The organism is Micromonospora sp. NPDC049645, from assembly GCF_040675155.1.
In the GTDB taxonomy this organism is placed as follows: Bacteria; Actinomycetota; Actinomycetes; order Mycobacteriales; family Micromonosporaceae; genus Micromonospora.
Window position 1 is genome coordinate 585077 of the sequence record NZ_JBFAOI010000003.1, and the last position, 20220, is coordinate 605296.

Annotated in this window: 23 protein-coding genes; 3 read left to right on the forward strand and 20 right to left on the reverse strand. The window is 66.5% G+C overall.

The window, feature by feature from the left end; translation table 11 throughout:
• Positions 1–67: 67 nt before the first annotated feature.
• The 12 genes from AB0J33_RS11300 to AB0J33_RS11355 all read right to left on the reverse strand — a co-directional run bounded on the left by AB0J33_RS11300 (position 68) and on the right by AB0J33_RS11355 (position 7166).
• Positions 68–2254, reverse strand: coding sequence for a cell division protein FtsK (locus tag AB0J33_RS11300; protein WP_363612258.1), 2187 nt, complete (start codon positions 2252–2254; stop codon positions 68–70).
• Between the two features lie 90 nt (positions 2255–2344).
• On the reverse strand, positions 2345–2554 hold the full coding sequence (locus AB0J33_RS11305; protein WP_363612260.1) for a hypothetical protein: 210 nt from the start codon (positions 2552–2554) through the stop codon (positions 2345–2347).
• A 107-nt stretch (positions 2555–2661) separates the two neighbouring features.
• Positions 2662–2850, reverse strand: coding sequence for a hypothetical protein (locus AB0J33_RS11310; RefSeq protein ID WP_363612262.1), 189 nt, complete (start codon positions 2848–2850; stop codon positions 2662–2664).
• Positions 2847–2999: a hypothetical protein gene (locus tag AB0J33_RS11315; RefSeq protein WP_363612264.1), complete on the reverse strand. Its 153-nt coding sequence runs from the start codon at positions 2997–2999 to the stop codon at positions 2847–2849. The genes AB0J33_RS11310 and AB0J33_RS11315 overlap by 4 nt, the downstream gene beginning before the upstream one ends.
• A 239-nt stretch (positions 3000–3238) precedes the next feature.
• Complete coding sequence (locus AB0J33_RS11320) at positions 3239–3424, reverse strand: hypothetical protein (protein WP_363612266.1); 186 nt, start codon at positions 3422–3424, stop codon at positions 3239–3241.
• 86 nt (positions 3425–3510) lie between these two features.
• Positions 3511–3978: a DUF3307 domain-containing protein gene (locus AB0J33_RS11325; RefSeq protein WP_363612268.1), complete on the reverse strand. Its 468-nt coding sequence runs from the start codon at positions 3976–3978 to the stop codon at positions 3511–3513.
• Positions 3979–4070: 92 nt separating this feature from the next.
• Positions 4071–4244, reverse strand: coding sequence for a hypothetical protein (locus tag AB0J33_RS11330; RefSeq protein ID WP_363612270.1), 174 nt, complete (start codon positions 4242–4244; stop codon positions 4071–4073).
• Positions 4241–5413, reverse strand: a complete 1173-nt coding sequence (locus AB0J33_RS11335) for a hypothetical protein (protein WP_363612272.1) — start codon at positions 5411–5413, stop codon at positions 4241–4243. The genes AB0J33_RS11330 and AB0J33_RS11335 overlap by 4 nt, the downstream gene beginning before the upstream one ends.
• 18 nt (positions 5414–5431) lie before the next feature.
• Complete coding sequence (locus AB0J33_RS11340; protein WP_363612274.1) at positions 5432–6100, reverse strand: NUDIX domain-containing protein; 669 nt, start codon at positions 6098–6100, stop codon at positions 5432–5434.
• Entirely contained in the window at positions 6100–6414 is a 315-nt protein-coding gene (locus AB0J33_RS11345) for a hypothetical protein (RefSeq protein WP_363612408.1), read from the reverse strand. The genes AB0J33_RS11340 and AB0J33_RS11345 overlap by 1 nt, the downstream gene beginning before the upstream one ends.
• 47 nt (positions 6415–6461) lie before the next feature.
• A complete protein-coding gene (locus tag AB0J33_RS11350) occupies positions 6462–6908 on the reverse strand; it encodes a hypothetical protein (protein ID WP_363612276.1) in 447 nt (148 codons plus the stop codon).
• On the reverse strand, positions 6909–7166 hold the full coding sequence (locus tag AB0J33_RS11355; RefSeq protein ID WP_363612278.1) for a DUF6284 family protein: 258 nt from the start codon (positions 7164–7166) through the stop codon (positions 6909–6911).
• Positions 7167–7810: 644 nt separating this feature from the next.
• Between AB0J33_RS11355 and AB0J33_RS11360 the strand changes: the two genes are divergently transcribed.
• Entirely contained in the window at positions 7811–8677 is an 867-nt protein-coding gene (locus AB0J33_RS11360; RefSeq protein WP_363612280.1) for a winged helix-turn-helix domain-containing protein, read from the forward strand.
• Positions 8674–9354, forward strand: a complete 681-nt coding sequence (locus AB0J33_RS11365; protein ID WP_363612282.1) for an HAD family phosphatase — start codon at positions 8674–8676, stop codon at positions 9352–9354. The genes AB0J33_RS11360 and AB0J33_RS11365 overlap by 4 nt, the downstream gene beginning before the upstream one ends.
• An 85-nt stretch (positions 9355–9439) precedes the next feature.
• On the opposite strand, the gene AB0J33_RS11370 is transcribed toward AB0J33_RS11365, so the two are convergent.
• The 7 genes from AB0J33_RS11370 to AB0J33_RS11400 form a co-directional block, all read right to left on the reverse strand.
• Positions 9440–10609 carry a DNA cytosine methyltransferase gene (locus AB0J33_RS11370; RefSeq protein WP_363612284.1) on the reverse strand — a complete coding sequence of 390 codons (1170 nt, stop codon included), beginning with the start codon at positions 10607–10609 and terminating at the stop codon, positions 9440–9442.
• Positions 10537–11295, reverse strand: coding sequence for an MAE_28990/MAE_18760 family HEPN-like nuclease (locus tag AB0J33_RS11375; protein ID WP_363612286.1), 759 nt, complete (start codon positions 11293–11295; stop codon positions 10537–10539). The genes AB0J33_RS11370 and AB0J33_RS11375 overlap by 73 nt, the downstream gene beginning before the upstream one ends.
• Positions 11292–12434 carry a DUF262 domain-containing protein gene (locus AB0J33_RS11380; protein ID WP_363612288.1) on the reverse strand — a complete coding sequence of 381 codons (1143 nt, stop codon included), beginning with the start codon at positions 12432–12434 and terminating at the stop codon, positions 11292–11294. Before AB0J33_RS11380 ends, AB0J33_RS11375 begins: the two co-directional genes overlap by 4 nt.
• 370 nt (positions 12435–12804) lie before the next feature.
• Entirely contained in the window at positions 12805–13158 is a 354-nt protein-coding gene (locus AB0J33_RS11385) for a tyrosine-type recombinase/integrase (protein ID WP_363612411.1), read from the reverse strand.
• 601 nt (positions 13159–13759) lie between these two features.
• Positions 13760–14254, reverse strand: coding sequence for a hypothetical protein (locus AB0J33_RS11390; RefSeq protein WP_363612290.1), 495 nt, complete (start codon positions 14252–14254; stop codon positions 13760–13762).
• Between the two features lie 212 nt (positions 14255–14466).
• Positions 14467–15510, reverse strand: coding sequence for an XRE family transcriptional regulator (locus tag AB0J33_RS11395; RefSeq protein ID WP_363612292.1), 1044 nt, complete (start codon positions 15508–15510; stop codon positions 14467–14469).
• Positions 15507–16130, reverse strand: coding sequence for a hypothetical protein (locus tag AB0J33_RS11400; RefSeq protein WP_363612294.1), 624 nt, complete (start codon positions 16128–16130; stop codon positions 15507–15509). Before AB0J33_RS11400 ends, AB0J33_RS11395 begins: the two co-directional genes overlap by 4 nt.
• Positions 16131–16323: 193 nt before the next feature.
• Here AB0J33_RS11400 and AB0J33_RS11405 point away from each other — a divergent pair, with 193 nt between their 5' ends.
• Positions 16324–17259 carry a hypothetical protein gene (locus tag AB0J33_RS11405; RefSeq protein WP_363612296.1) on the forward strand — a complete coding sequence of 312 codons (936 nt, stop codon included), beginning with the start codon at positions 16324–16326 and terminating at the stop codon, positions 17257–17259.
• Positions 17260–17669: 410 nt separating this feature from the next.
• Here the strand turns inward: AB0J33_RS11405 and AB0J33_RS11410 are convergent, their stop codons facing one another.
• On the reverse strand, positions 17670–20087 hold the full coding sequence (locus AB0J33_RS11410) for a right-handed parallel beta-helix repeat-containing protein (protein ID WP_363612298.1): 2418 nt from the start codon (positions 20085–20087) through the stop codon (positions 17670–17672).
• Positions 20088–20220 lie beyond the last annotated feature (133 nt).

A 20220-nucleotide genomic window follows, 5' to 3' on the forward strand; every position in this document is an offset into this window, starting at 1 on the left:
GGCTGGCCAGGCATGTAGCGGGTGGATGTAGCGGCGGCGCTACATGTAACAGCGCCGCCGCTACATCTCAGGCAGATTCGCGGTCGTCCATCAGGCGGACAATGTCGACCTTCCGGGCACCCCGGTTGACCGACCCACGCATGTTGACGTTCACGCTCGGTACACCGACCGCGCGGCACTGCGCGGACACGGATTCGTCGGTGGCGTCGGCATAGTGCTCCGGCATCTCCTCGGCCAGCCGCGCGGCGATGACCTTCCAGTGCAAGCCGGGTTCCTTGCCCCGGAACACCGTCCGCACGTCGGCGAGGACGTCGCGGACCTCGCGGGTGATCTGCTCGCCCAGGGCGTAGCCGGACAGGGTGCCGGCGGCCTCGCGCAGCCGCCGGGCGGCGGTGAGGATCTTCTCGGCGTCGCCGTGGTCGGCGAGGTAGGTCCGCACGATCGGGGTGTTGTCGTCCGCGCCGTAGAGGATGCCGACGCCGAGGTACTCCTTGCCGGTGGGCAGGGCGGAGGCGTCGAAGCCCTCGGAGTAGGCGTCCCCGCCGAGGATCGCCCGGGACACCACGTCGTTGCCGCACTTGAGCGCGAAGCGCACGGCGTGGTTGTCGCGGTAGCGGTTGAACAGCCGGGCCACGTCACCCGCGCCCACCCCGGAGGGCTTCTGCGAGCTGGACAAGATGATGACTCCGGCGGACGGGCCGACGGCCATGATGAACGACAGCAGCCCGGCAATCTCCTTGTTGACCTCCTGGTCGTCGGTCTCGAAGTAGTTCTGGAACTCCTCCATGACCAGCAGCCACACCCGCAGCAGCGGGTACTTACGCGACAGCTCCCGCGTGATCTTCCCCTCCGGGCATTCGGAGGTGGGCAGCTTCGCCAGGAAGTCGTTGACCTCCTGGATGTGGGCCTTGACCTCGCGCAGCATGTCCAGTAGGTGCGTGATCGGGTCGGTGTCGCGGGTGTTCGGCACGACCCCGCACACGTAGCGGTGCGCGATGAGCCGGAACTTGTCCCAGTCGGCCGACATCTTCCCGTCGACGGTGAGGATCCGCACGTACGGGTCGAGAGCGGCATACAGGGCCAGCAGCCGCGCGGCGAACGTCTTGCCCTTGCGGGGCTGCGCGCCAATGAGCACGCTGATCCACATCAGCAGCAGCTCGACGCGCTGCCCGCGCTCGTCGAGGCCGAACGGTGCCGGTGCCCAGATGTCGCGGGCCTTACCGTCCAGCAGCGGCGTCCGACCGGCGGCCACCGCCAGGGGGTCGCGGTCGGCGACGAACAGCGTGTGCCGCCGGTGAGAGGTCTTGTCACGGGTGAGGAACACCTGGTTGACCGACACGTCGAGGCCGGCGGCGATCGCCGCGCGGGCCTTGAGTACGTCTTCCCAGGTCTTGCCGTTGAACGGCAGGTCGATGAGCACCTGAGAGCCGGTGTCCGTGCGGTCGCGCGACATGTTCGACCCGAACGTGATCTGCTGATTCGCCCGGTCGGGGTGCCCGAGGCTGGCGGCGTAGTAGGCGCGCAACACCACATCGGAGTTGATCCGCCGGAAGCGTCCGGCCACCGTCGCCGCGGTGATGATCGGCCGGTCCGCCGGGCGGCCGACGTGCGCCAACCCGGCCACCGCCAGCAGCACGGCGACGGTGAGCGCCCACCCCGGGGCCAGCGCCCACACGATCGGCGCACCGATGACGGCGGTGGCGGTGCCGACTGCCAGGACGGTGCCGCGCCACGCCCGGGTCGCCTTCACCTCGCGGTGCAGCTTGTGCCACATCGCCGGGTCGTTGGCATCCGCGGCGGCCTGCCGCAACGCGGTCTGCTCACTGACCCACCACCAGCGACGCTGCCGGTTGGCCAGCCGAAACACCCCGACCACCGCCCAGAACGACGCCTGCGCGGCGTACCAGGGTGAGCGCAGCCCGTGGAAACCGACACGGTAGGCGGTCACCGCGAGGCCGTAGCGGGCCGATGCCTTGATGTTCGCCCACCCCTGAAGGTGCGGCGGCACCACCGGCTGACGCCCCGACGGGGCCAGCGGCGGCAGGTCGACCGGCCCGCCGCCCGGAGTCGGCTCCTCATCCAGGGGCACGTCGAAGTGCGTGCGCTCGTTACCCGCCGGGGGACGCGGGCGGGGCGCACGCCGGGCACGCGCGTCGTCTAGGTCCACCACCTCGGCGGAGGCGGCAGCGGGATCGGTCAGGTCGTGTTCGGCGGCCTGCCAGTCGAAACGGTCGTCATCGGGTGGGGGCGTCATGATGGGGCTTCCTCCAACTCAAGCGGGATGGGGGCCGGCGGCGCGGCCCTGGTTGCCAGACCAGGGGGGCCGCGCCGCCGGGTAGCAGGGTCAGAACCGGATGTGCAGGTCCCCGCTGATCACGTCGGCCTGCCGGCCCACGCGGGCGTTGCCGGAGCGCACGTTCTCCGTGCGGCCCGGCGTCGGGTCGGCCTTCGGGGTGTCCTTCGAGGTCTTGCCGGCGTCGCGGCGACCGTGGACCTGCCCGGCCTGAACGGCCACGCGGTCAGTGCCGGAAGCCACGTTCTTCTTGCTGCCCATGACGGGTGTTCCTTCCCGGCCGTCCAGACGGTCTGGCGGCCACCGGACGCCACCGGGTGATGAGCCGGTGGCGGCGGAAACGGTCAGCGGTACGCGGGTGGGGAAGGTCAGCGGCGGTCGCGCGGCGCGGCCCGGCCGTTGAGCCGCTGCCGGGCGCGCTGCGCCTCCGCGCTGTCGTGAAGGGCCTTGCGCTGCCGCTCGGCGTCCTGCCGCGCGGCCTTGCTGCCGGTGGCGGTCGCGGCGGCGTCGGTGTCGCGCCACCGCTCGTAGGCTGCTGCGAACCGGTCGGCGCTCACCGCTTGCGGCCCTGCTCGGCCTGGCGGGCGGCGCGGGCGCGGTTGCGCTCGTCTGCTTGGCGCTGCGCCTCACGCATCTGCGCCTCACGGGCTTCTCGGTTGCGAGCGACGATCCGGTCGTGCTGCTCGCGGAGTTGACGATCCGACATACTGGTGGTCCTCCCGAGATCCCAAGCGGGTTGAGGGGTTGGACCGGCGGCACAGCACTGGTTTCCAGGCCATTCGGGCTGTGCCGCCGGGCGGGGCTACTTGTCGGTCGCGCCGCAGCAGCGGCACGTCTTGCCACGGTTGAGCGGGGCGCACGCGCACCCGCAGGACAGGCACCCCCGACCGGGGATGCCGCCGGAGTTGGCGTGGAGGCAGCCGCATCGGCCGCAGCGGTGCGCCATCAGCGGCGGCCCTTGAACTGCTGGGAGAGCTGGCCGAAGCGGATGCGCTCGTCTTCGTCCATGACGGTCGGGGTACGCCCGGCGGCCCGCTCTTCGCGGATCTGCCGGTCGAGGTACTTCGGGTCGACCTTGATCTCACGGGAGCGGCCGTTGCTGTCCTCGCTGAACAGGTACTTCTTACCCACGGGTATTCCTTCCGGTCGTGTCGTCCAGATCGGTTCTGGCGGCCTCCGCGCACCACCGGGGGATGAGCCGGTGGCGACGGAGGCGGTCAGGCCGCGATGAGCAGGGCGGAGACGAACAGGAACCCGATGTGCCAGGACTGATCCAGCGCGTACGCGCCGGTTCCCAACGAGGGGTTGTCGTCGCGGCCGGGCCGTGGGGTGCCGAGCGCGTAGAAGCGGGCCGAACCGAGCGCGTCAGCGATGCGCTTGAGCGGGGTGCGCCGATCAGCGATGTAGTGCGACACCGCCGAGACGGTCAGCCCGACGCCGACCGCCCACGGGTCGAGCCGCAGCCCGGTACCCGCGATCAGGAACACCAACGCGAGCAGGGCCGTGGCGGTGTAGGTGGCGACGTGCGCGGCGCACGCGATCCGGCCCGGCCAGCCGGGCAGGCCCTTGCAGTCGGCTTGATGCTGCGTCTGGATCCAGTGGTCGCCCACCTGGTGAGCGACGTAGAGGGCGATGAACACGGCGGCGAACGTCGCCGCGTGCACGCCGGTCGGGTCTGGGAACATGAGGGGTATCTCCCGAGGGTCGATGAGGCTTGAGGGGGTGGGCCGGCGGCACGGCTCAGGTTGCGAGCCGGTGGCCGTGCCGCCGGGCGGCGCTACTTCTTGCGGGGTTTGCGGACCTCGAACGTGTCCGATGAACCGCGCGGTAGCTTTCGCCGCTTCGCGTCGGCCGCGTGTCGGGCCTGCTCGGCGGTGCCGGGTTGGCTCACCGAGCGGGTCTTGTTGGTCTGCCCGGACCGGCGGAACGCCTGGAAGTTCTCGGCGGTCATGCGGCCACCTCCACGGGGGTGCCGTTGACCGTCGTTGCCGCAGCGTCCGGGCGGAATGGTGACCCGATCTCGGGGTGGGGGCGGTGGCGCTTGACGGTGCTCACGCTGACGTTCGCGGCCCGTGCGATCTGCCCGTGGGGTGCGGTCGGGTCGGCGATGTGGGCGGCGACGACCCGCTCACTGGCGGTCAGGGAGCGGGCCGTGACCCGCGCCGGGCGGACCGGCTCACGAACCGGCGCGACCGAGGTCGGGGTGACCGGCTCGGCGTGCTCCGGCACCTCCGGCGTCGGGTCGGCCGTTGGCGGCGCGGTGATCTTCTCCGCCCGGATGGCCTTGTCCGCCTGGCGGGCGGCAGCGCGGGCGGCCCGCTCGGCGTTGTAGCCGTCCCACGCCTTGCGCGGGTCGCGTTCGTTGTGCTCGATCGACCACCGGGCGGCCATCAGGGAGCGGATCGGGAACATCCGGCGGCGCTTCGGAGAGAACTCCACCCCGGCGTCATCGATCAGGCTCGCGTCCTCCGCCAGCAACTGCACATGTTGCGCGCGGCGAGTGTGCAGCCCCCACAACCACGGGGAGAGCAGCGACAGCAGCGCGAACGCGATAGCCGCCGCCGTCGGCGCGATGCCGTTGGCGAAGTGCGCGTAGTTGATCGCGGCCACCACCGCGGCGATTCCCCACGCGGCCCGGCGCAGCGACGCCGCGGTCGCGTGGGCCTTGAGCATCAGCGCGTCGTGCGCGTGCCACTGGACGTAGACAGCGATGGACTCCAAAGCCAGGGAGAAGGCCACCGCGAACGCCACCCGAGACGGTCCGTTCCACGCGGCCGGGGCGATCTCGGAGTACGCGTAGGCGGCCTGCGCATAGGCCGCGCCGCCGTTGATCAGCAGCAGCGGCAGCACCGGTCGCAGCTTCGCGAGGAACATCGCTCGCGCCTTCCGGCGGCGGGCGCTGGCCTCCGCCCGGTCGATGCGCCGGGCGGCCTCCCGGCGGCGGCGCTCCTGCTCATCAGCGATGGCCTGCCGGCGGGTGTGCTCAGCGTTAGCTTCCTGCTGTTCCCGGTCGAGCTGCGCCACCAAGCGGGCACGCTCGACTTCGGCGGCGGCGGATTCACGGTTGGCTGCCGCGCGGGCGGCCACGATCGCCGGGTCTTCCGGCGTACGACGAAACATCGGTCGGTGTCCTTCCGGTCAGTCGGTGAGGATGTCGGCGAGCAGATCGCGATGGGCGGCGAACACCTCGCCGCCGTAGGCGTCGGCCAGGTGGCGCACGACGCAGCCGTAGTCGACGGCCGGCACCCACACGGCGCGGCGGGCGTCGTCCATGCCGGTCACGTCAGGCAGCGCACCCACGTAGATGCCCGCGTCGAACACGACCGGGGTGGTGACCATCCACGCCTCATCGGAGGCGCGCGGGTCGGGCACGTACCGGGCCGGCAGCACCTCGTACGGCTCCCGGTCCGGGTCGACGGTCAGGCCGGTTTCCTCGGCCAGCTCCCGCACTGCCGCCGCAAGGGCGGTCTCTCCGGGGTCGACGTGCCCGCCGGGCAACGCCCACCCGTGATCGTCGTCGCGCTCGACCATGACGATCCACCGCCAGTTGTGCGGCGTGGTCGCCACGACGATGGCGTCGGCGGCTTGCGCCTCGCCCCAGTGGCCCAGCTCGTTGCGCCCGTACCGGATGCCGGTCGGCGCGTACGGGTTGACCGGTCGGCCGTCCACGATCGGGAACGGGATTGCGGCCCGGTGGCGGCGCTCGGTCCAGTCGATGCGGGTCGGGTCCGTCTCCGGGTCCGCCCACGCGGCCCCGGCGGCGATGCCAGCCAGCACGGACGGGTGTGTGTAGGTGCGGGCGGTCATCAGGCCACCGCCATGGCGGCCAGCTGCTCGACGGTCGACGCGTCGAGCTGCGTGCGGCTGTCGGTGTATTCGCGGACGAAGGCGAAGATCTCCCAGCCGTGCCACGTCGGGTAGGCGGACACCGTCCGGTAGGGCCGACCGTCGGAGTCGGTGTACTCGCGCTCCGGGGTGGTGAGCAGGTCCGTGCTGCTCAGCCCGGCCAGGTGCAGCCATGAGCGCAGCTCGGCGATGCTGTCGAAGTCGATATGCAGGGACGTTCCGTCGCCCCGGACAGTGATCGCGGTCGGGTTGGCGAGCAGGAGCAGTTCGGCCATGACGGCGCGGCGGTTCTTACGTGCGGTCAACAGAGGTTCCCTTCGGGTCAGTGGTTGCAGCCGGGGCAGTGCAGGCCGGGGCAGCACACCCCGGAGCGGCGCAGCAGCAGCCCCAGCACGGCCAGGACGAACGCGCCGCCCGCCAGCAGCGGCAGCAGCGCGATGAGCGCCGTCACGAGCTGGACGGCGAGGTAGCCGGCCACCGCCACCGTGGTAGCGGCCGGAACGGCAACGGCGGTCACCACCGGCCAGCGGCGGACGGTGCGAGCCGGAACGGCGGCACGGGCGGCGCGGGGGCGGTCGATGAAGCGGACCGTCACCCATACGCGCGGGTCACCCGCTGGCATCTGCGCCGGCAGCGACATGCCGATCAGGCGGTTGGAGTGGCGCAGCGTCGCCACCACCGCGGCGACCTCACCCGGGGTGCCGACCACGCGGCGGGCCACGATCGGCCCGGGTACCGGGTCAGCGGGGCGCATCAGCCGGGCGACCATTCAGGCCACCCGGATACCGCGGCCGGACGTGGCGCGGACGGCCAGCAGAGCGCGGGCCTCCCGCATCACCTGCCGCCGCGCCCGGCGCACCCGCTGCCAGTCCAGATCCGACGGGGCGGGTTCGGCGCACAGGATCGTGATCTGCGCGTCCAGCAACAGCACCTCGGCGTCGATCAGCGGCATCTCCCGCTCGATCTCGGCCAGGTCATCCAGGCTCGGCCCGTCCGGGCCAGCGTCGTTCAGGTCGTAGCTATTCACTTGCGGTTCCTCCCGGAACGACGGGTGCCCGCGGCCGGACGGCGGCGGGTGGTGGTCGACTGACGACACGGCCGGCAGCGGTCCTCATCGGGGGCCAGTGGTGCGAGGGAGCCGCACCCGTTGCAGTCGCGCCAGACGGCGTTGCTCTTGGTCGTAATCCGCACGGCGGCGGCGATGTTCACGGACAAGTCGGCTCACCTCTCCCCAGCTCGAATCAGGTCGGACGAACAGCCGGAGCGCGGCCAGGTCGGCCGCGCCCCGGGGGCGATCAACAAGGGCGTGCCGTGTTGGCACGCCGGGCGACCCTCGGTTGAGCAAGCGAGCGGACACGTCTTGCAGCCGGACACGTCACGGCTGACACCCGCAGCTACCCCTAGGTCGCATGCATCGGGACCAATGAGGAAGACGGATCTCCCTGCGTCCCGGACCTCTGTGAAGTTCTCAAGTGGAGCCCTGCGCCACGGCGGTCCTGCAGATTCACGAGCGGCGCAGCCGAAGCCACCTCCGCCGGCTGAGGATTCGCCAGCTTGTCCAACCTGGCTAGCCAGGTACGAACACGGATGACGCTAGGGCGTCCTGGCTAGCCAAGTCAAGCGCTAAGCCGGAACTTCCCTAACTTGGCTAGCCAGAGCTAGGCTGACCTCGTGAGCGAGAACCTTGACTTCCTTGGCGAACTCGACCCCGACGACCCAAAACAGGCGTCGCAGCAGATTGCGAACAAGCTGCGGGCCGCGATCCTCACGAGGCGGCTAGCCCCGGGCGACAAGCTGCCGTCGCAACCCGATCTCGCTGCCCGGTACGGCGTGGCCAGGGAGACCGTCAAGCGGGCGCTTGAGCTGCTACGTGCCGAGCGACTGATCATTTCCAGGCAGGGGAGTGGCGCATTCGTGCGCGCGCAGACGCAGCGGGCGGTGGAGTTGCGACCGCATATCGAAGCGGCGTTTGAACGCCCTTACGTGACCATCGACTTCGCTGGGTTCTCGGGCGAGACGCTGCGGGACGCGCTCGCCGAGGCGCTCGACAAGGTGCGGGTCGGCCGGCTCGCACCGGAGACGATCGCGGTGCGGGTGCTGATCTCCGACATGGCTGCGCCCATGGCGCTGCCGGCGCTCGCCGAGACGCAGGCGGATGATCCGGCGGTGCGCGAGCGGGCCGAGCGCATTACGCGCCGGGCGGCGGACGGAATCATTGACCAGGTGGCCGAGCTGGGCGACCTCGGTCTAGTCCGATCGGCCACGGTAGAGGTGCGGATGCATCGTGCATCGCCCCTGTTCAAGCTCTACATGCTGAATGGGGAAGAGGTCTTCTTCGGCTTCTACCCGGCCGTTGAGCGCACCGTAACGATCAAGGGTGAGCCGATGGCGATCTATGACTTGATGGGCAAGGACGTGCCGCTTTTCCACTACGCCGTGACTGATGACGACACGTCCGACGGCACGCAGTTCGTAGAGGCTTCCCGCCAGTGGTTCGACTCTGTGTGGTCGACCATCGCCTACCGGTACGACGGATGAGCGCCGACCTTGGCCGACTGCTCGGCGGGGTCGGCGCGGTGCTGCTCGACTTCGACGGGCCGGTGTGCAGCATTTTTGCGGGCTACCCGGCGGCCCATGTTGCCGCAGAGTTGGTTGACGTTCTGCGACGACGGGGCGTTGACGTTCCGCCGGAACTTGCTAGCGAGCCGGACCCACTTGAGGTGCTGCGCCGATCGGTAACGATGGGTCAAAGCGTCACGCCCGCCGTCGAGGATGCTCTCTGCGCGGCTGAACGCCGGGCCGTCGAGACGGCTGAACCCACGTCGTACGGTCGAGAGGTCATTGTGGCCGCTCGGCAGGCCGGCTTATCTGTGGCGGTAGTCAGCAACAATTCGGCAGAGGCGGTCAGCGCCTACCTGGCAGCGCACCGGCTCGCCGGGCACGTGTCGCCGGTGGTCGGCCGGGCGTACGCCGATCCGGCCCGGATGAAACCGCACCCAGATCCCATCCTGCGAGCCGTTCGACACCTCGGCGAGCCGCCGGACCGCTGCGTCCTCGTCGGCGACTCGCTGTCGGACATTGAGGGGGCGCGAGCCGCCGGGGTGCGGGTGATCGGCTACGCGAATCGGGGCTCGAAGGTCGATGCTTTCCGAGCGGCCAACGCTGACGTGGTTATCACGAGTATGGGCGAGGTAGCTCGGGTTCTGCTTGGCTAGGAAGCAGCATCGGAGACTGTTCGTGCAGGATCAGCATTGTTGCTGCTGATCCTGCATCACGCTTGCTCCAAGCCCCTGCGACCCTTCAGAAGAGCCGGCCATGACGAGCGGGCAACGGAGTTTCCGTTTCGCCTCGGACCATCCGAACGTGGTTCACTAGGGTGCGTCCTATAACCTCCCCGAGGCGAACCGGGACGGCGTTACCAATTAACCTGCCGAGCCTGTTGAAGCGAATAGGCTCACCATCCCGCACGAACTTGTAGGACTCTGGAAATGTTTGAAGCATTGCAGCTTCACGCAGGGAAATAGCACGGTCCTGGACAGGGTGGCCGAAGCGCCCGTTCCCAAAACCAAAACACTGAGTTGTGATTGTAGGTGCGGGGTTGTCCCACTCCATGCGTCCGTAGACACTCGGGTAGGTGGATCCGGAGTCTTTGCGATGGCAGGCCGCGATTAGCTCCGGATCCCAGTCACGCCAAGTGCCGCCCGGCTTCGACGCCCTGATGCGCCTCAAATTCATTTCGCTCAGAGAAGAGGCAATGTGCAGGGGGTCTCGGGAGTGTTGCTCGCCCGCCGCAATCGGTGGCAGGCCTTCAATTTCATCACGAACCGTGCGTGCAGGGTTAGTAGATCCGTAGTCGATGTCCAAGCCTTCGGATCCAAGCTTAGACGCGAGGAGCACGAGTCGCCGACGGGATTGAGGGATACCAACCTTAATACAATCCACCACTGACCACTGGACGGCGTAGCCCTTTAGATGTCCTAGGAACTCCCCAAAGACGCTGTGCCCGGCGAGTTGGGAGACGTTCTCCATCGTCACAAGGTCGGGTTGGAGACTTTGCACCAACCGGCCGAAGCTTGAGACAAGTTGCCAATCCATCCCGCGTCTTTTGCCTCGGCCGCCCTGGCTGTAAGAGGAGAATGGCTGGCATGGGGCACAGCCAGCGAGCAGCGACAAATCGCCCTGCTCGAAGTAGGGCGAAAGCTCCTCCGGTGAGACGTCATTTACATCTCGCTCTAGGAACACGGCGTCGTTGTTCGCCTCGAAGGGGTATCTGCACGATGGGTCCAGGTCTACCCCTGCCTTGACGTTGATGCCGCCGCGAGCCAATCCGTGCGTCAAGCCTCCTGCGCCACAGAAAAGGTCGACTCCGACAATGCCAGGCGTCGACTCGGTTGCCATCACGCTGCTCCATTGCTCGGTTGGTGGGCAGGCCGCAAGAAAGCATGGGAATTTATATATTGCGTGAAGCATTCGATTACTTCGCGCAGGTAAGCACCCACTTGGTTAGCATTCTCCCGCAATTCTCTTACCACGAGGTTCTGAGCACATTCCACGAAAGAGAGCGAGCCGTGCGCTAGGTCGTTTCGCCGTAGCTTGACCAGCTTGAGGGGACCGTGCTCGCTTCCAGAAGTCTTGCTCTTCACAGCTTTGCTGACCTCAGGCGAATTCGTGATACGGCACCCGAGCCTCTTCCCAACCTTAAAGATCGCCTCGTCATCCCAATTGCCACCGCCGCCTGTGTCGACGACAAACCCGGCGATCGGGAGTTGGTTTGTAATGTGGTTACTCAACTCAAGCGCAAACTTGAGCCGCTTCTCCGGTGTCATGTCGACGTGGGTTTGCGCCACGGCTCGCACCCATTCCCGCTGCAACTCCTCATTGAGCTGGTGAGGAAGCCAATGCCCTGCCGAGGTGGCTGCATCAGTAACGGCGCTGACGCACCGCGCAACTGTCGCCTCAACCAAGTTGTAGAGCTGAAGGTAGACACTCGAATAAAGGATGCGCTGCTGGGATGTGGTAATTCGATAGTTGGAAACAGCTAAGCGCGGCGTTCCCGAGGAAGCTGTCACAGCGTCCAACTGCTCTAGGAGGTCGAGGTAGTCGCTGACCTCGCTAAAGCGCTCCTCAAAGAACGGAAGAAGATCGCCGGCGCTCATGACCCAACCAACCGGTCACGAACGAAGCCCATTCGCCCCTCTAGCTTCGCACGAGCATTTGCTCCGTCGGAGCCTGTCACCGCAGTGAACTCTTCCCCATCAATCCAGGGGGTGACGTCGAGGTTGGCCCAGGTGCGATCAGCCAGCTCTGGCTTCTCTTGCAGAGCAAGGTAAGAGCCGATTGCGATTGCTTCGAATCGCGCACGTGGGGTGGCCTTGCCAGCAGGCCCCTTGCGGAACCCGCGCGGAAAGACCCGTTCGATGAAATCCATCGTGTGATGGAAGCGTTGACGGTACGTTTCAGCAAGGGAGGGATCGCTCTCGAATCTGTCATTCATCTTCTTGGCATAGTTGAAGATGAAGTCGGCGGGGCGATCTTTGTAGCCAGCTAAGCCGTCGCCGTATGCAAAGAAACGAGTGGCAAGCTCCTCATACCCGCGTTCCTGTTTGCTCTTTTCGCTCATTGGCGCAAGTCTTACCAGCCGCTCATCGCTTGCAAGTTCGATTATGAGGTTCAGGAAGGGGCCGGCTACCGCCCCCCGGCGAATCTCCGCCTTGTTGGCGATTTTACTGCCGGTGTTGATCCTCTCGAACATATCAAGCCGGGCGGCCTCGTCGGCATGCTCGTTCAGGACGATTCCCCGAATTGACCTGTTTCGAATCTTCCTTTGCCGAGACTCTGGAAGTTCTGCGAAACGAAAGCCCGAAATTTTGTCGAGTTGTTCGAGGTCACCTAGGCGAAAATCGCCCAACAGAAACTCTTCAATCGTGCGGAGTCTCTGCGAGCCATCCACGATCTCAAGACGTCCATCCGGCATTTCCCAGAAGAACACGAAGGGTATCGGAAGCCCCATGATTAGCGATTCGATGAACCTGGACTTCCGCTCGTCTTCCCAGGTAAATTCGCGTTGATAGGCGGGGACGACGTACTCGTGCGCTCGCATCTTGTGTGCAAGCATCTCGACCGAGTACTCGGTGATGTAGAAGTCAATGCGCTTCGACTGCTCAACGATCTGTTCCTCGGCCTCAGCTTGCTGCTCTGCCGATTTAGCCGTCTGCACGCTCGCCACCACGTCTCCCTGCTCGGCCGCCTCCCGCTTGACCCCGCGCCCGCTGTAACCGAGCCGGGTAGCGTACACGGACTCGATCATGCCACACGGCGCTCGATCGTCGCTGCGCTAGGTTATCCTGTCGGGTTCGTTCGTTCGACCCGTGGCGCGCGTCGATCTAACCGCTATGCCGGTCTTCGTGCTACCCAGGCCATGCGGCGGCTTGCACGCCGCTGGGAGAAAACTGGGAGATGAACTAGGAGAAGCTGGCGTCAGCGTCCCGTCTGGACCAACGCACACCGACGGGCTGACCTGCGCGCATCACGGGAACCCGAGGTCTGTCGAGTGGCCGGACGTAATTCGGGACGAAGAGGTCGTCGGTTCGAATCCGGCCACCCCGACCAGAGGTAATAGCAGGTCAAGGCCCCTCCACGGAGGGGTCTTGATTCGTTTTCAGGGCTTATCGCTCATCCTGAGGCAGCAAGAAGGCAGCGAACGACGCGAGCACCCTGCGATCGCGGTCGCGGGTCGAGTGCGTGTAGCGGTCTAGGGTCGTGGACGTCTGCTCGTGGCCCATCACCTTGGCAACGTCATTTATTGGCACGCCATCGGAGACGAGCCAGGTCGCATACGAGTGCCGCAAGTCGTGAAACCGGAGCGCGAGGGGCAGCCCGGCCCGTTGCAGCGAAGGCTTCCAGATCCGCGCCCGGAGCGTGACCCGGGCGGCACGTCGCGGCCGGTGGAAAGCTCGATCGGGTGAGTTGGCTCGCGCTGGCCTTGGTCGCTCGGAGCTGCCTGTGATCTGTTGCCGAATTGGCCTGTACTAGATCAAGGCGCTCCGCGCGGCGCGGGCCGGGCGCGGTAACCGGCTCCTGACGGAGCCGCCGCCCCGCCCGCCTTCGGCGGCGGGGCGGAAAGTCAGCCGGCCCGAAGCCCACGCCCGCCCCGCGCGTCAGCCTGGGTCAGTGAGGTGACCCGGTGACGAGTCCTGGATGACCGCGGGGCAAGCGGACGTACGTCCACCCGTTCTCCGCGATCCAGAGACCGACGAATGCAGTAGTCACCGCAGGCAGTCGGAGTTGCCGAACGGCGCACATGGACCGCTGAGGCCAGAGGAAGGAAGGAGGTGGGAAGGGTGAAGGTAAGGGAGGGACGGGTTAGAGCTGCCTCCGGCGGGGGCCAGACGACTCCGAGATGGAGTTGCCGAACGGTTCCGGTGGGTGGGTAGGTGAGGTGGGATGCCATCCCGTCCACCACCGACCCAGGCAAGCCGAGCAGACCAGGGTCAGGGCGCCAAGGTCGTACGTCCGGTAGGGCGCTCCACCTTGTCACCCTGACCCTGGCCCGCTCCACAGTGTGTGGGTCGGCGGCAGACGGGATGGCAAGAGCGGCACCACTGTGGCGAGCGAACTGCCTCAACGAGTTGCAAGCACGATCAGAACGACGGCAGAAAGCAATCCAAGGGCAATTACTTGACACACCCAACCGGCGCGAAGAAACCATTCTTTGCGCTGATTAACGCGACGAAGGCTATCAATGAACCGGATATTAACGCTTGCGATCTCTCTCCGCGCGAGCCTCTCATCATCGCCCCACCGAGAATTCAACATGACTCTGAGGGCTTCAGTGTCAGTCGCCAGATAAGGCCGGCTCCATCCACTCAGAATGCCGGCAAGCGAAGCGAAGGAGAAAGCCGCTAAAGCCAGAACAAGGACGACGAGCGCTTTCCTTGGAAAAGCTGACTCGTCACCCTTGCCCAGGAATGTTCCGACAGCCGCCAGGATCGTTACAAGACTGCCTGACGTGGTGACCAGCGACGCCGCCCGAGTATCAAGCGACGACTTGCGCTCCCGCTCCGTCTTTAACTCAGCCTCTATAAATCCTGAGTAAATGTCACTTTGCTCGGTCACGGTGCGGCTCTGTAACCCTGACTTCCGTTCCCCTCTCCGATGGGCCACGGCTCCCGCGCACTGTCACGGTCGTGATGAATCCAGTGATGTCGGCCGGAGGGGGCGGCGGAGGAGGGGGCGGCGGCGGGGTCGCCGGCTGTGGTTGCGATGCAGGCTCCTGACTCATCTCATTCCTTCCATTCGAAGAGTCGCAGACATTCTATACCAAAGTCTCAAACTGCTCGGAGTAGTCGCGCGCGTGCAGGGCGGAACGGCTGCTCCACATTTCCCGGCGCGAAGCCAGACTTCTCAGCGATGTCGCTAGCGGTGAAACCCTTCGAGGACAAGGCATCGGTGATGCTGTGCAGCAACTGCGGAGCCTCAACCGCCAGCTCCTCGCTGAGGGGTTCTCGCGTCCGCCATCCGTATGCACTGAGCGACTTATAGAGATTCGTCCGCTGACTTGGTGTAACGAGTCCGAGGTCATTGGCCCTCTCGATCAGGGCCTGCATCGAGGTGCCCCACTCGCGCTTGAGGTCATGCAACTTACCGAGAGTAAGTGTTCGAAGTTGCGGGCGAATCACCTCCGCTGGCATCAAGAACTCACCAGCAAAAGCATTAGCCTCCTGCTCCATATCTTCGGAGACATCAGTGGCGTGCAAGCAGAGATGCCCCAGCTCGTGGGCGATTGTGAGCCGCTTACGGTCAGTGGGGGCGCGCATGTTAATCAGCATGATCGGATATTCGCCGATCCACTGCGATAAGCCGTCGACACGAGCGGTACCGAAGTCCTCCTCAATGACTAGACACCCGGCGGCCTCCACCCATTGCGTAAGGTTGCGAACCGAGCCAATGGGCATCTTCCATTGCATCCGTACCATTCGAGCGGCTGACGCCGGATCGGTGTCGAACGGATCGAAGGTTGGGAGGTGCTGGCTGGTCCTCACCGATACCTCTTCGAATAGCTGCCTCGCATGCATCCGGTACATGTTTAGCTTTGCCTCAAGCTGACGCCAAACCGTCGGCTTTGCTGTGGCCTTTTTCCGCATGTGGGCGTCAATCGCCATCGCGCCATGCAAGCGCCCCGCACCTAACAGAAACGACTCAGTTACGCCTAAAGCCTCCGCAAGATTCGCGAGGGTCTCGTCATCCGGCTCCCTACGGTCCTGTTCGTACCTAGACAGGGTTGCCTGCTTGACTCCGATCGCCTTCGCTAGCTCCTCTTGGGTGAGACCGCGGGCTCGGCGCGCAGTTTCTAACGCCTCGCCAAGGCTCATGCCGAATCAGCCCCTCCAAGCGACTCTCGCTCCGCGGCGCCCTCAACTTCAATAACGGGAGGAGTGGGGCCAGGCTGCGAGGGCACGGGGAAGCGCGTAGTGCTTCCAGCGGCGGCCGACGGGGACAACTTCTCGTACCAGATCACGTTTTCCTTACCATCGCGCAGCGATATTACGGCTGCACCCATCTCACGGCTGTCCGAGTTCCACTCGTAGCCAGTGATCAAATGAACTCGTTCCAAGCCTTCCAACGCCGGCTGAACCTGAGAGAGGAAGTCCAGCGCCGCCTGCGTCGGGTAGGTGCTGACATGTCCGTCATCCTCACGGTGACGCTTGGCTCGAAGCCTGTACTTCGTACCGACCCAGAGCTCACGGATCGGCTCCTCATCCACCAAGGTCACGCCGGGCACGTTGTCCAGCTTGTCCGTTAGGTGGAACCACAGCCGGTCATGAATCCAGTTCGCCAGCCCTCGGATCGACTGACTGGCGACCCAGCCTGGCTCAGCCTGGCGGTACCTCGCAAGGTCGACCTTGGTCAAGGCGACGGCAGCGCTGATGGCGTTCAGCACCTTGTCGCCAAGATCGTCGAAGACCTCATCAGCCGAGGGGTACGAATCCATGCCGGAAAACATACCAGCTTGATCATCGATCCGCGATAGCCGTTTGGTTTCCGCGTGTTGCCTCCCGCAGGGCGCCTTGGCGGCTTGCAGCTTCGGAAACGCAGCGGGTCATCAGCACGCATCCGGCGACGACGCCAGCAAGGGTCTGTGTGAGGCGGTCTCACTGTCGCATCCCTCCCCTAACCTCTAGCACGTGACCGACACGTTGCTTCGCTCGCTGCGCGAGCACCTACTGGACGAGTCGGAGCCGCTCGCTGGGTTGCTCCGCAAGTGCCTGCTGCTTGGGGCCGAGACCGGGTCGGAGTCCCTTCGGGAGTGGGCTCGGAGGGAGTTGTACGGGTACGGCGAGGAAGATGAGGTTCCGACGTATCGCAAGTTCCACGATGTGCCGATGTCGGTGGACTCAACGAGCGGGCGTTTCTGGAGGCAGGGCGACACCATCAGCCGACTCCACCTACCGCTTGAAGCTCGGAAGTACGTGCCGGAGGAATTGACGTTCAGGCAGCCGATCGAGGAACTGCAGCACCTTGCAGGTCAGAAGAAGTTGAATTTCACGGCACCCGGCCTGGCCGTTGCCCAGGCCATCTGGAGCAGGGAGCTTGGTCCGTTCCAGAACATCGATGGCCTCTCCTACGTCATGAGTGGCTCGGTGGTCGTGGGCATCCTCGGTCAAATTCGAACCAAGCTCGTGGACGTAGTCGCCGACCTCACAGCGGAGACGCCGATGTCGGAGCTGCCCAAGAAAGGCCAGGTCGATGCTGCAGTGAGCCACCGCCTCGGAGACATCTACAACACGACAATCCAGACAGCCACGGGGCCTGTAGCCATCGGTGCCAAGGCAACGGCCAGCATGGAGGGCTTGACCGTCGAGGACGCACTTCGGCTGCTCGACAAGGTCCAAGTGGCGGCAGCTGACATCGCGGAAGCTCAGCGCGCCGAGCTGCTCGATGCCCTGACCGAGCTTCGTGCCGCGGTCGAGAGTGATGAGCCTGAAACTGGCGACGTGGTCAAGAAGGTTGGCAAGCTGCGCGTCATAGCCGACAAGCTCGGCGTCGCCTCGGTGGCCGCCGCAACCGGCGGGGCTGCCCAGGCGATCACCGAACTGGCCGTCAGCGGTGCATTCGGCTGACTGTGCGGCTTGGGCGCCTTAAGCCGTACAGTCTGGCGCCAGGAACAAGCGGCGTTGCCATGGGCTATGCAGCGGTTCGAGGCAGCAGGGAGGCAGCGAACCCACCGCCTCCCGCGAACAATTGCTACCAACAAGCGAGCATGCAGGTGAGCTAACCAGCATCGGTCGACAAGGGATGACAGAAGACGACGCCCCATGCCCGCGTTCGGGACGAAGAGGTCGTCGGTTCGAATCCGGCCACCCCGACAGAGGTAAGCAAAGGTCAAGGCCCCTCCACCGAGGGGCCTTGATTCGTTTCCGGCTTCACCGCAAAACCGGCAACCGATCTGCGGCCACCGAACGGTCGAAGGCTCGTCGCCGAGACGGCCGGAGCCGGCACCGCCAGGCGGCGCCGGCTCCGGAAGCGGTGCTCAGGACGGGGCGGCGATGAAGTAGCCGGCCTGGTCGACGATCACGTCGGTGCTGCCCGAGCTGGCGTTGTACAGCGACACCGAACCCGCGCTGGTCCCGATGACGGCGAGGTTGGAAGCCGTCTCCCCGGCCACGAAGTTGACGTTCGACGCCACCGGCCGCGGGTTGTCGAACGGGTACCCGATGAGGAGGCCGGCCTTGGTCGGCCTGGTGACCGTCAGGTTGGCCACCACCGCGGTCGGGCAGTCGAACGCGGTGCCGGCGCAGACCCTGTTCGGCACGTTGGCCGGGATGACGCCGATCGACGAGTTCGAGGCGACGGGTCCCACCGGGCGGTACGACAGGCCGGTGCCGTCCCGGGTGTCGGCGATCCGGCGCGGGCCGTACGGCACGTACGTCTGGTCGGCGCCGGACGCCGCGGACCCGAAGTAGCCGGCCAGGTCGGCGAGCACGTGCACGGTGCCGGAACTCTGGTTGTAGATGTTCACCTTGCCGTTGACGACCGGCACCATCACCAGGTTGGGGATCGTCTGACCCGCCACGAAGTTCAGGTTGGACGCGAGCGGCACCAGGGAATTACCCGGGAACACCTTCAACACGCCGGCGGTCGTCGGGGCGGTGGCCGTCACGTTCAGGATCACGGCGGTCGTGTCGGCCGGCACCTTCGACGACAGGTCCAGCTGCCGCGAGGTGTCTGGCAGGTACGGGCCGCCGGTGCCCTCACGGCTGTCGGAGACCCGCACGGGGGTGAGCGGCTTGAAACCGGACCCGGAAGCACCGAACCACCCCTGCAGGTCCGCGACGACGTGCGCGGTGCCGCTGCTGCTGTTGCGGAATCGGATTCCCCCGCTCGTCAACGGCACGGTGACCAGGTTCGGCACCGTCTCGTTGGCGACGTAGTTGATGTTCGACGCGGTTGGCGCCGGGGCACCGTTCGGGTAGACGGTGAGGAAGCCCCCAGCCGTCGGTTGGGTCACCGTCACGTTCAACACCACCGCGTCGATGTTCGCCGCCGGCACACCACCGATGGTCGAGACCGGCAGCAGCACCTCGGAGTTGGGCCCGACCGGCACGGAGGTGCCGACCCCGATCCCGGACCGGGTGTCCAGCAGACGGGTCGGGGTGACCGGGTTGTACCGGGCGCCGACCATGGCGCAGCCGCCTCTGGGCAGGTCGAACTCGGGGATGGTCCGGTAACCGTCCGGGCTCACGAAGACCCGGATGCAGACCTGCCCAGCCCGACGCACCGTCTGCTCGTGCACCGGGCCGCCCGCCATCGCCACGAAACGTTCGCCGATCACCTGATAGCCGAAGGTGCCGGCGACCGTCTCCACCGGCCACTGGTAGGTCACCGGCAGCTGGGTCACGATGTCGTACGCGCCGCCACCCACCTTCCGCTTGACGGTGGCTGCGGTACCACCGCTGGCCCACGGGCTGGCGACCTCGACCGCACCGCGGTCGCGGTATCCCGGGCCGGTGCCGGTGTTCGGCACCTCCGGCACATCGGCACGGGAGTGACCGAGCAGGTCAACCGGGTCGGAGCCGGTGGCGCCCGCGTCCGCCGAGTCGACCGCCGGCGACGTCCGATCAAGGGCGATCCACGGCCGCTCGGTGCCCTGCTGTGGCGTGAGCTTCGGGTCGGCGGCGATGTCGTGGGCACCCTGGCCGGTCGCCGCCCGGAACGCCGCGAGGTCGGCGTAGTCGGTGTCACCCCAGGCGTACAGGGCACCACCGCTCGCCGGATCGATCAGGTTGAAGTCGGCGACGCTCTGCCCGACCGACCCGGACGCGACGTCGATCGCGGTGGCCGTGGCCGGGTCCGCGCACGCGGCGGGGGCGCTGCCCGACACGTCGGCGGTCTGCACGATGTTGTTGCGGATCTCCACCCCCGGCGAGGCGCCGGTCACGGTGATGCCGGACGTGCAACCGGTCACCAGCGTGTTCCCGGTGATCGCCGTACCGGGTGCGTCGGTGACGGTGAGGCCGCCCCGGAACTGGTTGCCGCTGACCACGGCACCGGCCACACCCGCGTCGATCGCCACCCCGGGCGCGCCGGAGGCGCCGAACCAGCCCCGACTGATGGTCACGTCGCTCGACGCTCCGGTGACCCGGACGCCGGCCACGCCGGCCGGCGGACGGACCGTGAGCGCGTTCACGGTCACCCGGGTCGCGCCGTCGATCAGGACCGGCTCGGCGGAGCCCGACGACCGCAGCGAGAAGCCCTCCACCTTGACGTCGTGCACCCCGACGAGCGTGAACGCGTTGCCCCCCGAGGGCCCGCTCAACGTGACGAAGCCGTTCGGACCATTCACCGCCCGGAAGGTGATCGGCGCACCGCTGGTGCCCGACCGGTTGACCACCACCTTCTCCACATAGGAGCCGGCCTGCACGAGGACGGTCTGACCCGGTTGTGCCACCGCCGCGGCGGCCGAGACAGTGCAGTACGGACGATCAACAGATCCGTCCGCGTTGCTCGCTGGGAACGGACAGTAGGTCTTACTGACGTAAACCTCGGACCCGGACGCGGCCGGCGCGGCCTGCGCGGCGGCC

Bases quoted from the DNA above. Each gene is read 5' to 3' on its own strand.
- AB0J33_RS11365 (WP_363612282.1), top strand. From the start codon at position 8,674: ATGAGCGCCGACCTTGGCCGACTGCTCGGCGGGGTCGGCGCGGTGCTG.
- AB0J33_RS11315 (WP_363612264.1), bottom strand. From the start codon at position 2,999: ATGTCGGATCGTCAACTCCGCGAGCAGCACGACCGGATCGTCGCTCGC.
- AB0J33_RS11300 (WP_363612258.1), bottom strand. From the start codon at position 2,254: ATGACGCCCCCACCCGATGACGACCGTTTCGACTGGCAGGCCGCCGAA.
- AB0J33_RS11330 (WP_363612270.1), bottom strand. From the start codon at position 4,244: ATGACCGCCGAGAACTTCCAGGCGTTCCGCCGGTCCGGGCAGACCAAC.
- AB0J33_RS11350 (WP_363612276.1), bottom strand. From the start codon at position 6,908: ATGGTCGCCCGGCTGATGCGCCCCGCTGACCCGGTACCCGGGCCGATC.
- AB0J33_RS11335 (WP_363612272.1), bottom strand. From the start codon at position 5,413: ATGTTTCGTCGTACGCCGGAAGACCCGGCGATCGTGGCCGCCCGCGCG.
- AB0J33_RS11305 (WP_363612260.1), bottom strand. From the start codon at position 2,554: ATGGGCAGCAAGAAGAACGTGGCTTCCGGCACTGACCGCGTGGCCGTT.
- AB0J33_RS11370 (WP_363612284.1), bottom strand. From the start codon at position 10,609: ATGCTTCACGCAATATATAAATTCCCATGCTTTCTTGCGGCCTGCCCA.
- AB0J33_RS11400 (WP_363612294.1), bottom strand. From the start codon at position 16,130: ATGGATTCGTACCCCTCGGCTGATGAGGTCTTCGACGATCTTGGCGAC.
- AB0J33_RS11345 (WP_363612408.1), bottom strand. From the start codon at position 6,414: ATGGCCGAACTGCTCCTGCTCGCCAACCCGACCGCGATCACTGTCCGG.
- AB0J33_RS11340 (WP_363612274.1), bottom strand. From the start codon at position 6,100: ATGACCGCCCGCACCTACACACACCCGTCCGTGCTGGCTGGCATCGCC.
- AB0J33_RS11375 (WP_363612286.1), bottom strand. From the start codon at position 11,295: ATGAGCGCCGGCGATCTTCTTCCGTTCTTTGAGGAGCGCTTTAGCGAG.
- AB0J33_RS11325 (WP_363612268.1), bottom strand. From the start codon at position 3,978: ATGTTCCCAGACCCGACCGGCGTGCACGCGGCGACGTTCGCCGCCGTG.
- AB0J33_RS11395 (WP_363612292.1), bottom strand. From the start codon at position 15,510: ATGAGCCTTGGCGAGGCGTTAGAAACTGCGCGCCGAGCCCGCGGTCTC.